Origin of the sequence: Bradyrhizobium sp. WSM1417 (genome assembly GCF_000515415.1) — a bacterium.
Taxonomy (GTDB): domain Bacteria; phylum Pseudomonadota; class Alphaproteobacteria; order Rhizobiales; family Xanthobacteraceae; genus Bradyrhizobium.
This window is the reverse complement of record NZ_KI911783.1, coordinates 6,704,644-6,717,315: the sequence shown is the minus strand read 5'-3', so window position 1 is coordinate 6,717,315 and position 12,672 is coordinate 6,704,644. Positions and strand designations below refer to the sequence as shown.

11 protein-coding genes are annotated in these 12,672 nt (G+C 64.8%); 4 read left to right on the top strand and 7 right to left on the bottom strand.

The window, feature by feature from the left end; all coding sequences use genetic code 11:
* Positions 1-8: 8 nt before the first annotated feature.
* The gene (locus BRA1417_RS0132905; RefSeq protein WP_027519423.1) at positions 9-944 is read right to left on the bottom strand and encodes an MBL fold metallo-hydrolase; all 936 of its coding nucleotides are present in this window, start codon (positions 942-944) and stop codon (positions 9-11) included.
* Positions 945-1,177: 233 nt separating this feature from the next.
* Between BRA1417_RS0132905 and BRA1417_RS0132900 the strand changes: the two genes are divergently transcribed.
* The gene (locus BRA1417_RS0132900; RefSeq protein ID WP_035968963.1) at positions 1,178-2,122 is read left to right on the top strand and encodes a LysR family transcriptional regulator; all 945 of its coding nucleotides are present in this window, start codon (positions 1,178-1,180) and stop codon (positions 2,120-2,122) included.
* Positions 2,123-2,202: 80 nt separating this feature from the next.
* On the opposite strand, the gene BRA1417_RS0132895 is transcribed toward BRA1417_RS0132900, so the two are convergent.
* A complete protein-coding gene (locus BRA1417_RS0132895) occupies positions 2,203-2,595 on the bottom strand; it encodes a RidA family protein (RefSeq protein WP_035968961.1) in 393 nt (130 codons plus the stop codon).
* 284 nt (positions 2,596-2,879) lie between these two features.
* Here BRA1417_RS0132895 and BRA1417_RS0132890 point away from each other — a divergent pair, with 284 nt between their 5' ends.
* The 3 genes from BRA1417_RS0132890 (at position 2,880) to msrA (ending at position 6,382) form a co-directional block, all read left to right on the top strand.
* Complete coding sequence (locus BRA1417_RS0132890; RefSeq protein ID WP_027519420.1) at positions 2,880-5,201, top strand: molybdopterin guanine dinucleotide-containing S/N-oxide reductase; 2,322 nt, start codon at positions 2,880-2,882, stop codon at positions 5,199-5,201.
* A gap of 104 nt (positions 5,202-5,305) precedes the next feature.
* Positions 5,306-5,731, top strand: coding sequence for an OsmC family protein (locus BRA1417_RS0132885; RefSeq protein WP_027519419.1), 426 nt, complete (start codon positions 5,306-5,308; stop codon positions 5,729-5,731).
* Positions 5,732-5,866: 135 nt separating this feature from the next.
* Entirely contained in the window at positions 5,867-6,382 is a 516-nt protein-coding gene (msrA, locus tag BRA1417_RS0132880) for a peptide-methionine (S)-S-oxide reductase MsrA (RefSeq protein ID WP_027519418.1), read from the top strand.
* An 80-nt stretch (positions 6,383-6,462) separates the two neighbouring features.
* Here the strand turns inward: msrA and BRA1417_RS0132875 are convergent, their stop codons facing one another.
* The 5 genes from BRA1417_RS0132875 to BRA1417_RS0132850 form a co-directional block, all read right to left on the bottom strand.
* Positions 6,463-7,602, bottom strand: coding sequence for an MFS transporter (locus BRA1417_RS0132875; RefSeq protein ID WP_027519417.1), 1,140 nt, complete (start codon positions 7,600-7,602; stop codon positions 6,463-6,465).
* Between the two features lie 1,173 nt (positions 7,603-8,775).
* Positions 8,776-10,008, bottom strand: a complete 1,233-nt coding sequence (locus BRA1417_RS0132865; protein WP_027519416.1) for a Zn-dependent hydrolase — start codon at positions 10,006-10,008, stop codon at positions 8,776-8,778.
* The gene (locus BRA1417_RS0132860) at positions 10,001-10,786 is read right to left on the bottom strand and encodes an ABC transporter ATP-binding protein (protein ID WP_027519415.1); all 786 of its coding nucleotides are present in this window, start codon (positions 10,784-10,786) and stop codon (positions 10,001-10,003) included. The genes BRA1417_RS0132865 and BRA1417_RS0132860 overlap by 8 nt, the downstream gene beginning before the upstream one ends.
* Positions 10,783-11,556 (bottom strand): ABC transporter permease, encoded by a 774-nt coding sequence (locus BRA1417_RS0132855; protein ID WP_027519414.1) that lies wholly within the window; start codon positions 11,554-11,556, stop codon positions 10,783-10,785. The genes BRA1417_RS0132860 and BRA1417_RS0132855 overlap by 4 nt, the downstream gene beginning before the upstream one ends.
* A 73-nt stretch (positions 11,557-11,629) precedes the next feature.
* Complete coding sequence (locus tag BRA1417_RS0132850; protein WP_027519413.1) at positions 11,630-12,574, bottom strand: ABC transporter substrate-binding protein; 945 nt, start codon at positions 12,572-12,574, stop codon at positions 11,630-11,632.
* Positions 12,575-12,672: the final 98 nt, after the last annotated feature.

Genomic DNA, 12,672 nt, shown 5'->3' with positions numbered 1-12,672 from the left:
CTCCTTGATCAGAGGAAGTGCCAGGCGAAGCGATCGCCGCGGCGGTCGATGCGTCCGACGGACGATTGTGCGAAATGGGTAGTGAAGACGGTTGCGCCACGCTCGGCTGCGTCCTCGAGGACGGCGGCGCGCGAGCGCAAGGCTGCCTCAGGGAATTCGCAGAAGCAGGAATTGAGCGAGGGCTCATACACCTGCAACGGATGGTGCATCACGTCGCCGGCAAAAAGCGCCTGCTCGCCGCGCGATACGAGACGGATCGACGCGTGATCGATGCTGTGGCCGGGAGTCGGGATGAAAGAGATGCCGTCGAGGACCTCCTCACCATTCACGGAGATGAGCTGGGCAAGCCCTGCCTCGATGACCGGCCGCACACTGTCGTCATAGACGCGATCGGCCGGCTTGCGCGCCGCCGGGCCGAGGGCCGGGTCCGGGCGGGCTGCTCCGGCCGGCGCCGTGCCCGCCGCGAGGCTCTCGCCATAGGCCTGCTCGATCCCGGAGAAGACGTAGGTCGCATTCGGGAACGTCGGAATCCAGCGATTGTCGACGAGTCGCGTGTTCCAGCCGACGTGGTCAGCATGGACATGCGTGAGCAGAACGTAGTCCACCTGTTCCGGAGTGACGCCCGCCGCCGCCAGTCGCGCCAGGAAGGGCTCGTTCAGACGATGGAGCGGCGGGATGTCGGGCCGATTCTTGTCGTTGCCGGTCGCCGTGTCGATCAGGATCGTGTGGTGCGGGGTTTTGACCAGCCAGCTGTGGATGCTTTGAATGAAGGTGCCGGTCGCAGGATCGAACGAGCCCGCCTCCAGCCGGTCGCGATGGCGCTCCAGCGCATCCGGCTCGGCGTCAGGATAGAGGGCGTCGAACTTGAACGCGGCAAGCCGCAACTCATCGATCCGCGTGACGGCTGCATCGCCAACGCGATAGGTTTTGGTCGCTTGCGTCATCAAGGTCCTCCACTCCAGGTCGTGGCTGGGCCGGCCTGATTGCCGGCGCCGCGGTGACCGTGAAGTACGAAGCGCACTACGCCGCCGGGAGGGCGGTGGGCTCGATAGGTCCCATCGACCCCGTCGATATCGAAAGGCTGTCAGCCCCCGCTTTTCAGACCGCCACTTTCGCTTTACTTCTCTCGCTGCGGCTCGTCCGGCCGCGATCAAGTGCCTTGAGCGGAGGAAGACCGATGCCGGATGCGGAACGCGGTTCAGGTCGGCCAGCCGACGACACCGATCTCGCCGAGATCGACCTTGGCCTATTGCTCGCCCTGGAGGCTCTGCTGCGCGAGCGGAACGTCACACGCGCGGCGTCGCGCCTGAACATCGGTCAGCCGGCGCTATCGGCTCGGTTGAACCGGCTGCGACAGGTCTTTGCCGATCCGTTGTTCGTGCCCGCGGCGGCGGGCCGCGGCGTGGTGCCGACGACAAGAGCGGTGGAGCTGCAGGCGGAGCTGGCGGACGTGCTCGGCAAGCTCCGTCGCATGGTCGAGGGGCCGGCCGTGTTCGACCCGGTCCGCAGCCAGCGGACCTTTGTCGTTGCCATCCATGAGAATCCAGCCGTGACGCTGGCGCCCGGTTTCGTCGCGCGGTTGACCTCCACGGCCGCACGGGCGCGGCTGGCATTCGTTCATCCAACGCGCGACGTCGTCGATCGGCTTGAACGAGGCGAGATCGACATTCTGGTGACGGGGGCTGACGGGGCACATGGCGATCTGATGCAGCGCCCGCTTTTCGAGGACAGCTTCCTCTCCGCGCAGCGCACAGGGCATCCGCGCGGCAACGGTGCGCTCGATTTGGATCGCTTTTGCGCGCTCGATCATCTGCTGATCTCCGCCGACGGCGGCGGATTCTCGGGCCTCATCGACGACGCGCTGGCTGTGCTCGGCCGTTCCCGACGCGTCGCCGTCTCGATTCAAACCTACGCGCTGGCGCCAGTCATCCTTGCCCACAGCGACTGTATCTGCACCCTGCCGCGACGCTTTCTTATGCGATTTTCCCACGAGCTCGATCTCACGCCGCCGCCGCTGGATTTGCCGCCGGCACGCATCGTTGCGCTGTGGCATCCGCGCAATCAGGAGGACAGAGCTCATGCTTGGCTACGCGAGTGCCTGTACCAGGCGGCCGCCTCCTGATTCGACTCGCCTCAACCGCACCAGGTCACGCATTTAGGCTTGATGATCGTCGGGCCTCTCAATCAGCGGATCCCGTGCTGCTATTGTCGAGCGGCGATGGCCGTGATCTCGAGTTTGACGCCGGGACCGAGATCGGCGACGCCAATTGCGGCGCGCGCCGGCAGATGAGCCTCTGCAAAGTGCGCCTTCCAGGCCGCATTGAACTCTGCCTTCTCCTGGAGGCTGGTCATGTAGATGGTCACCTGCAAGACGTTGCTCAGATCGGATCCGAGGGTCTTGAGCAACTGCGCCAACTGCCCGAGGACGTCGTTGGCCTGGCCCGACATGTCGAGGGTCGTGTCCTCGGGGACGATTCCACCGATGTAAAGCACGCCATTGTGCTCGACCACTTCGTGGAGCAGACCTTCGTAGGGCAAGACGCGCTGGATCATGATGGGACCGATGTTGTGTGTGACGGGCCGGATATCGCACATTTCAATGTCAGTGTCGTCGCAAAGAGATCTCGCGCCAAGTCTCACCGAAAGGCGGACCGCGCGGCTCTGAATGCAGCCGACTAAAGCGTTGAAAATAAAAGCACAAATTGGACGAAAAATCGCCGCCGGTCGTTCCTGCGAACGTTCGCCAATCTGTCCTTGCACGAGCGCCCGGCATTTTCGCCGGCCCTGACCCGACGACATCGAAGAACGGATCGCTATACTGCCACCCGAATGACGTCGGTGCGGCCGGGACCGTGCCGACCGGAACAAGGAATGCAACGATGGACGATACGATTGGCTTCCCCGACCCCGGGCTCGACCTGTCCGACGGCTTCAAGCCGCACACCTCGCATTGGGGCGTGTTCTCGGCACGTCAAGGCGAGGCCGGGCTCGAGGTCAGGGCGTATGCGGGCGACCCCGATCCGAACCGCATCATCGACAATTTTCCCGGCGCGCTGCGCCATCAGGCGCGCATCACCCAGCCGGCGATCCGCCGCGGCTGGCTCGAACGCGGTCCCGGTCCGGACGATCGCCGCGGCCGCGACGAATTCGTTTCCGTCAGCTGGGAGAAGGCGCTCGATCTGCTCGGCGACGAGCTGACACGCATCCGTGACACGCGCGGCCCCGGCGCGGTGTTCGGCGGCTCCTATGGCTGGTCGAGCGCGGGCCGCTTCCACCACGCGCAGAGCCAGGTGCATCGCTTCCTCAACATCGCCTTGGGCGGCTATGTGCGCTCAGTGAATTCCTATTCCTCCGGCGCGTCCTCGGTGCTGCTGCCGCAAATCCTGGCGGGCTACGAGGACATCACCAAGCGCAACGTCACATGGGAGCAGATCGCGGCTGATACCGACATCGTGCTGGCGTTCGGCGGCATGGCGCTGAAGAACTCGATGGTCGCCGGCGGCTCGATCAGCAAGCATGTCGAGCGCGGCGCGATGGAAGCTGCGCGCCGGCGCGGCTGCGAGTTCATCCTTGTCAGCCCCCTGCGCGAAGACCTGCCCGTCGAGGCTGGCGCCGAGTGGATGACGTGCGTGCCCGGCACCGACACCGCGCTGATGCTCGGCATCGTTCATACGCTGGTCGCGGAAAACCTGCATGACCAGGCTTTCCTCGATCGCTACACCGAGGGATGGCCGGTCTTCCTGCGCTATCTCACGGGTGAGAGCGATGGCCAACCCAAGCACGCCGAATGGGCCGCCGCGATCTGCGGCGTCCACACCGACACAATCCGCAAGCTGGCGCGCCGGCTCGCCGGCAAACGTGCGCTCATCACCGTCTCTCATTCACTCCAGCGCGCCGAGCATGGCGAGCAGCCGGTGTGGATGGGCATGGTGCTGGCGGCAGCGCTCGGCCAGATCGGCCTCTCCGGCGGCGGCTACGCTTATTCGTTGGGGGCGATCGGCTATTACGGCCGTCGCGTCAACGACGTGCCGGGGCCGACATTGGGGCAGGGCCGCAACGCCGTCCGCGATTTCATTCCGGTGGCGCGCATCGCCGACATGCTGCTCAATCCCGGCAGCACCTATCGCTACAACGGCGAGACGCGCACCTATCCGGATATCCGCCTCGTCTACTGGGCCGGCGGCAATCCCTTCCATCACCACCAGGACATCAACCGCCTGCGCAAGGCGTTTGCGAAAGTCGACACGCTGGTCGTGCACGAGCTCGCGTGGACTGCCACGGCCCGGCATGCCGACATCGTGCTGCCCTCGACGATGACGCTCGAACGCGAAGACATCGGCTATTCCAGCAACGATCCCCTGATGGTCGCGATGCACCGGATCGCCGAGCCGTTCGGCCTAGCGCGCGACGACTACGAGATCTTCGCCGATCTCGCCGACCGTCTCGGCGCGCGCGAACCCTTCACGGAGGGGCGGACGTCACGTCAGTGGCTGGAACATCTTTATGAGCCGACCCGCGCCTCGCTCGAAGCGCGCGGCCTGGAGGCGCCGAGCTTCGAAGAGTTCTGGCGGCGCGGCAGCCTGGTGGTGCCGCAGCAGCCCGACGACGGCGGCCGGCTGCGCCGCTTCCGCGACGATCCCGTCAATCATGCTTTGCCGACGGCGAGCGGCCGCATCGAGATATTCTCTGCCAAGATCGCGGGTCATGGTGATGCGGATTGCCCGGGCCATCCGGTCTGGTTGGAGAAGTCCGACATCCCGAAGCCGGGGGCGCCGTGCTTCCTGGTCGCCAACCAGCCGGTGACGCGTCTGCATAGCCAGCTCGATTTCGGCGGCCATTCGCTTCAAAGCAAACATCGCGGCCGCGAGGTCGCGCGCATGAACCCACAGGACGCAGACGCGCGCGGGATCAAGCACGGCGACATCATCCGGCTGTACAACGCGCGCGGCGCCTGTCTCGCCGCGGTCCACGTCACCGACGATATCGCGCCCGGCGTGGTCCAGCTGCCGACCGGCGCCTGGTACGACCCGATGGACCCCGAAGACGACGCGCCGCTCTGCGTGCACGGCAATCCGAACGTGCTCACCCGCGACGTCGGCACCTCGTCCTTTGCGCAAGGCTGCACCGGCCAGCTCACGACAGTCGAGGTCGAGAAGTTCACCGGCAATCTGCCGCCGATCCGGGCTTTCGATCCGGTGTAGGAATCGCAGCACCGCAATGACGATCGGGGGAGAGCGCGCGACATCCTCTCTTCTCGTGCTCCGGATGCGGCGCCGGTGTCGAACAACAAGCAAGGAGAACCAGCATGATCCGCAAGGCAAAGGCGGTATGGAAGGGCACCGGTCGCGATGGCACCGGCCATCTCTCGAGCGAATCCGGCGTCCTCGCCGATACGCCCTACTCGTTTAAGACCCGTTTTGAGAACGAGAAGGGCACCAATCCGGAGGAATTGATCGCGGCGGCTCATGCCGGCTGCTTTACGATGGCGCTGGCTTTCGGCCTTCAGATGGCAGGCTTCAGGCCGGACGAACTCTTCACGGAAGCAGCGGTAACGCTCGAGCCCGAAGGCAAGGGCTTCAAGATCAGCAAGTCCGCGCTGACTTTGCGCGCAAAAGTGCCGAACCTCGACGGCGCCGGCTTTGCCCGCATCGCCGGCGAGGCCGAGAAGAACTGTCCGGTGTCAAAAGGGCTCAACGCCGTGATCACGCTCGACGCCAGGCTGCTGGGCTGAAACGAGCTTTCGACGTGTCGATCCGGTCCTAGGAACCGGGTGGACAGCCATGAATGCCCGGCTTCCGGGGGCACGGCCGAACGCCTATATATGATGCTGAAGATATCGACGGGCAAACCAATTGGGAGCGGACAGATGACGACGGAGCGCGCAGTTTTGGCCGGAGGCTGCTTCTGGGGCATGCAGGATCTGATCCGCAAGCAATCGGGCGTGATCTCCACCCGCGTCGGTTACACCGGTGGGCACGTAAAGAACGCCACCTATCGCAACCACGAAGGACACGCCGAAGCGATCGAGATCATCTTCGATCCGGACAAGACCAGTTTCCGTACCATGCTGGAGTTCTTCTTCCAGATCCACGATCCGACCACGCTCAACCGCCAGGGCAACGATCTGGGCACGAGCTATCGTTCCGCGATCTTCTATACGAGCGATGAGCAGAAGCGGATCGCCGAGGACACGATTGCCGACGTCGAGGCGTCAGGTCTGTGGCCGCGCAAGGTGGTGACTGAGGTGGCGCCCGCTGGCGAATTCTGGGAAGCCGAGCCGGAGCATCAGGATTATCTCGAACGTTATCCCGACGGCTACACCTGCCACTTCATCCGGCCCGACTGGAAGCTGCCGCGCCGCGCGGCCGCAGTGGGAGGCTAAAGCGCGATCACGCTTCCCGATCTGATCGCGTTTTGGACCGGGGAGCACAACGCGGTCGCGCTGAGCCGTTCTGAGGCCGCTCAGCCGTCGGCGCGCGTAACAATGCGCGCCGTCAGCGTGACGAGGCCCATCAGCGCGGTCAGGAGCCAGAACGCGACCGGCAATCCGCCAAAGCGTGCGACGAAGCCGACACCGGCGGGGCCGACGAGAACGCCGGCGTAGCCGGCGGTCGTGATCGCCGCGACGGCGAGCCCCGTGGGCATCACCGTCTGCCTCGCCGCTCGACGGAACAGCACCGGCACGAGGTTCGATGCGCCGAGGCCGATGAGCAGGAAGCCGGCCACAGCGACCGCCACGACGGGAGCGGTGAGCAGGACCACGAAACCCGCGATCGCAACCAGGCTGCCCCAGAACAATGTGGTGCGGTCCCCGATGCGCACGACGACGGCGTCGCCGCCGAGCCGCCCGATCGTCATCGCGACCGAGAACACGATATAGCCGATCCCGCCTTGCGCCTCGGAAACGAGGCCCGCGCCGATGACGAGCAACGCGCCCCAATCGAGCATCGCGCCTTCGACCAGGAAGGTGATGGCGCAAAGCAGCGCGAGCAGGAGCACAGCGCCATGCGGCAGCACGAACAGCGGTCCCTCCTGCACCTGCACGGAGCGAAGCAGCCGCGGCCACGCCGCCAGCATCGCGATCAGCATCAGGACGGAGCAGATCAGCGTGCAAGCGAGCGCGCCGAGTTGCAGCGAGAGCAGGGCGGTCATCAGCGCGGCCCCGGCGAAGCCACCGATGCTGAACAGCGCGTGGAAGCCAGACATCAGCGGACGCCCGGCGGCGCGCTCCACCTCCACCGCGTGGATGTTCATGGCGACGTCGATGGAACCGAGCGCGGCGCCGAATGCGAGGAGTGCCAGCGCCAGCGTCGCCGGCGAGCTCGCGATCGTCAGCAGAGGCAGGACCAGGGCAAGACCGAGCCCGCCCGCAATGATGATCGGCTTGCTGCCATAGCGTGCGCTCAGCACGCCGGTCAGAACCATCGCGATGACCGAGCCGATGCCGAGGCTGAGCAGCAGCAGTCCGAGGATGCCGTCGTCGACGGCGAGCCGCGCCTTCGCGAACGGCACCAGCGGTGCCCAGCACGCGATGCCGAAGCCCGCGACGAGGAAGGCAAGTCTGGTCGCAAGGCGTGTCGCCGGCCGGTCGGCAGAAGACATGGGAACTCCGGGGAGAGGAATCAGGGCGGGGGCAATCGACAAGCCTCGCAATTGTTGCGTCTTTATGTCCGCGGCGGACTCGAATTTGTCGCAGGCGCCAGTGCGAACCAAGGAGTGAGGCTCCGTAGCCGGATGGAGCGCAGCGCAATCCGGGGCCGCTCGCACGGCATTCGGCACCGTCCCGGATTACGCTTGCGCTCCATCCGGGCTACACGACCGCCTCTGTGTCGCCTCCTGTCAATCCATCTTCGCGAAAATATTCCACTTTACCGAAATTCGGAAATGACGTATGTGTCGCTCCATCCCGGCTCATCCTTGAGGGGCGATCTTGTGGTCGTCACGTTCGCGAGCCGGGCTTGCGGTGGACGCGGCAGCGTTCGGGTGCGAGAGGCCAAGGGCAGGGCGGATTGCTCTCCGTGAGCCCAAGGCTTCGTTCTGACGAGCGGCGCTGCTAGGCTTCGTCTCGTCTGTAAGTTTCCGGCTCCGTCGACAGGGCCGGGAATACTGCGGCGAAATGGCGAGCCGTGCGTACGGCAAAACCGTGTGGTCCTGGCCGTCGTTGCTACGGTCAAGCTCTTGCGGATGCGGCATCTGCGTCAACCGGCGCGGTGTCGGCGACTTCTGTGAGAGCGAGGGAGGCCAAAGAGAACTCGGCTCCCGGGAGAGCACGGCATAAGCCGTCCAACCACTGCGCAGGGAAGGCCGAGTGATTGGCTACACCTGTATGCTGCTGTGCGGTTCTTTTGCGCTACATCTTCGCGCAGCGGACCGCGGGTGCCAGCCGGCACCCGGCCTTCCCTGCGCCCTCTTGGACAAAGAGGGTGGAATGACGAAGCAAAGCTCGGGCGAATGCGCCGCGAGGCTGCGAAGGCGTGTCCGCGGCTACACGCTCCCTGTCATCGCCCGGCTTGACCGGGCGATCCAGTATTCCGAGACAGTTATGATTGAACCGAGAAGCCGCGGCGTACTGGATTCCCCGCTTTCGCGGGGAATGACAGTGGTGCTGGGAGGACGAAGCCGTCACCTCATACTCCGTCATTGCGAGCACAGCGAAGCAATCCAGCTCGCCGCCGCGGAGGGATTCTGGATTGCTTCCGCCTTCTCTAAAGCTTCGGCGGACAAGTCGCTTCGCTCGCAATGACGATGGGGAGAGAGTGGGGGCAGCACGTCATTCTAGCCGCCAAGTATCCGCCGGCAAGCGTCGACGAACACTTGCGCGCCGTTGACGATATCGACGTCGGCGGTGTTCTCGGTCCAGTGATGGCTGATGCCGCCGATCGACGGCACAAACAGCATACCCGCGGGCATGACGGCCGCAAGCATCTGCGCATCGTGACCGGCGCCGCTGGGCATACGGACGGACCGTCCGCCGACGACGGCCTCGGCCGCGGCTTCGATCGCGTCCTGAAAGCCCGAATTCATCATCGCGGGCGCGCCAGTGCGAATCTTCTCCACGGTGACGGTGCAGGGACCCTTCGCGCTGGCCTCGTCCGCCATGCTCCGCAGCAGTTGCTCCAGCCGCGCGATGACGGAAGGATCGTCGTCACGGATCTGGAACAGCATCTCGGCACCACCCGGAATGATGCTCGGCGCGCCCGGATCGAGCGTGATGCGGCCGGTGGTCCAGACCGTGCGCGGGCCGCAGGCATCGGGAAAACGCTCGTCGATGGCGACGCAGAACTTTGCCAGTGCCAGCCCGGCATCTTTCCGCGCAGCCATGCGGGTGGTGCCGGCGTGATTCTGCTCACCGACGAAATTGATCTGGTATTGCCAGATGCCGACGATGGAGGTGACAACGCCGATCGCAAGGCGACCGCTCTCGAGCGTGTCGCCCTGCTCGATATGGGCTTCCAGATATCCAACGTGCCGGCCCGGCTCGGCGGTGATGCGCGGTCGTCCTGCGAGCCCCATGTCGGCGAGTGCGTCCCGCATGGTGCGGCCGCTGGTGCGGTCGCGCGCGGCGTCGATGTCAGCGTCGGTCACCTGCCCCACATAGGAGCGCGAACCGAGGAAGTGTCCAAAGTGTCCTTCCTCGTCGCACCACGCGGCAATTTCGACCGCGCCTTTGAGCGAGGGATCGGCATTGAGCACGCGCGCCGCTTCGAGCGCATAGACGACCCCGAGCGGGCCGTCGAGCCAGCCGGCGTAGTTCTGGCTTTCAAGATGCGATCCCGCGAGCAGCTTGGGTCCCGACTTTGCGCTGGTGCCGAAGACGTTGCCGATGCCGTCGATCGTGGCGGAGAGGCCCGCGTCGGGCAGCTTCTGCACCAGCCAATCCAGCGAAAGCTTGTGCGGCTCGGAGAAGGTCGGTTTGTGCACGCCGGTTTTGTACGCGCCGATGGCACGGAGCGCATTGAGATCGGCGAGAACGCGCTCGCTATTTGCGGGTGAAAAAGTATCAGGCATGCTCGGCAACCTTCAACGCCTCGGTACGGATCTCCTCGACCAGCCGTTCCTTCAACTGGACGAATTCGGGCGTGGTCTTGATCTTGTAGGAGCGCGGATGAGGCAGGTCCACGTTGATCTCGGCCTTGATGCGGCCGGGACGCGCGCTCATGACGATGACGCGGCTGCCGAGGAAGATCGCCTCCTCGATGTCGTGGGTCACGAACAGCACCGTCTTCTGGTCGCGCTCCCAGATCCCGAGCAGCATTTCCTGCATCAGGGCGCGGGTCTGGTTGTCGAGCGCGCCGAAGGGCTCGTCGAGCAACAGGATCTTGGGATCATTGGCGAGCGCGCGCGCGATCGCGGTGCGCTGCTGCATGCCGCCGGACAGCTGTTTCGGCCAATGATTCTCGAAGCCGGACAGACCGACCTGGCGGATGAAGGCATCGGCGACCTTGTTGCGCTCCACCTCGGGCACCCCACGCTCGCGCAGGCCGAAGGCGATGTTCTCGCGCACGGTCAGCCAGGGAAACAACGTGTAGGACTGGAACACCATGCCGCGGTCGGCGCCCGGGCCGGTCACCTCGCGTCCATCGAGCACCACACGTCCGCCGGTCGGGCGATCGAGGCCGGCGACGATGCGAAGCAGCGTGGACTTGCCGCAGCCGGAAGGGCCGAGAATGGTAACGAAGTCGTTGTTGCCGATCACGAGATCGGTCGGCTCCAGCGCCCTGGTCGGGGCGTTGTTGTGGCGCGCGGGAAAGGTTCGCGAGACCTGCTCGATCTTGAGGATCGTCATGCGAGCCTCCAGGGAAACAGCCACGCGTTGAACGCCTTGAACAGGAAGTCCGAGACGAGGCCGATCAGCCCGATCACGATGATGCCGAAGATGATCTGGCCGGTGTTGAGCAACGCCTGGCTGTCGGTGATCATGTGGCCGATGCCGGAGGAGGAGCCGATCAGTTCGGCGACGATGACATAGGTCCAGGCCCAGCCCAGCACCAGCCGCAGGATCTCGGCGATCTCAGGCGCGGAGGAGGGCAACAGCACGCGGCGGATGATGCCGCGGTCGCTGGCCCCCAGTGTATAGGCCGCCTCGACCAGGTCGCGCCGCGTCGTGCCGACGGTGACCGCGATCATCAGGATGATCTGGAACACCGAGCCGATGAAGATGACGAGCAGCTTCTGCAGCTCGCCGATGCCGGCCCACAGGATCAGGAGGGGAATGAAGGCGGAGGCCGGCAAATAGCGCGCAAAGGAGACGAACGGTTCGAGGAACGCCTCGACCGGCTTGTAGGCGCCCATCAGCACGCCGAACGGCACGGCGATGATGGCGGCCAGCACGAATCCGCCGACGACGCGCCAGATCGTCATGCCGATGTCGAACAGGAAGCCCTGTTTGACGATCAGATCGACGCCTTCCTGCACCATGGTCAGCGGGTTGGCGAGGAACACCTTCGACACGTGGCCGCCGAAGGTCGCCCAGGACCAGAGGGCAACGAACACCACGAAGAACGCAAGGCCGTAAGCCACGCGCTGCCTTGACGTCACGGGATCGAGGGGACGCATCAAACTGTCTATCCGGGCAGTGAACAAGTTTACCGGCCCCGCCGCGAGACGGGGCCGGCGGCTCCTGGGAGAATTACTTGATGTAGCTCGCGTCGAAGAGATCCTCGACCTTCGGCGCCGCCTTGATGATGCCGATCTCCAGCAGGAGGTCGGCGGCCTCCTTGTTGAAGGTCAGGAAATCGCCGGCGAAGAATTTCTGGTTCGCGGCCTTGTCCTGCCAGCGCAGATATTTTGCCGAGTTGCCGAATGCCTCGCCGCTCTGCTTCACGTCGGCGCCCATGATCTCGTAGGCCTTGGCCTGGTCCTTGGCGATCATGTCGAGGGCGTCGAAATAGCTGTCGGCGAGCGCCTTGGCGGCCTTCGGGTTCTCGGTGAGGAATTTCGGCGTGCAGCCGAACGTGTCCATGACCATCGGATAGTCGAGCGTGGTCGCGATGATCTTGCCCTTGTCGGGTGCGGCACGAACCGTCGACAGATAGGGCTCATAGGTCATCGCGGCATCGTTCTGGCCGGAGACGAAGGCCTGCGCGGCCGCGGCCGGTTCGAGGTTCACGACGGTGACGTCCTTCACCGACAAGCCGTTCTTCTTGAGCATCCAGGCCAGCGCGAAATAGGGCGAGGTACCAGGCGCGGAAGCCGCAACCGTCTTGCCCTTCAGATCCTTGATCGCGGCAAGCTCGTTGCGCACGGCCATGCCGTCGGCGCCGTAGCTCTTGTCGAGCTGGAAGATCTGCTTGGTCGCGACGCCGTTGGCGTTCCAGGAGATCCAGGTCTCGACCGTCGTTGCCGCGCACTGGACGTCGCCGGAGGCGATTGCGAGATGGCGGTCCTTCTGCGGAATCTTCTTGATGGTGACGTCGAGACCGTTCTTCTTGAAGATGCCGGCTTCCTTCGCCAGCGTCAGCGGCGCGAAGCCGGTCCATCCGGAGATGCCGACGCCGACCTTGACGTCGTCGGCGAGCACCGGGGTGGAAGCTGCGAGGGCAATGATTGTCGCAAAAACTTTCGAACTACGCATGATTGTCGTCCTCTTGCCGATCGATGGATTGACGTCCTGTTGATCTTGGTCGGTCCTCCTGGACCCTTGCCCGAAGCGTTGCACGATTTGTGCCGACA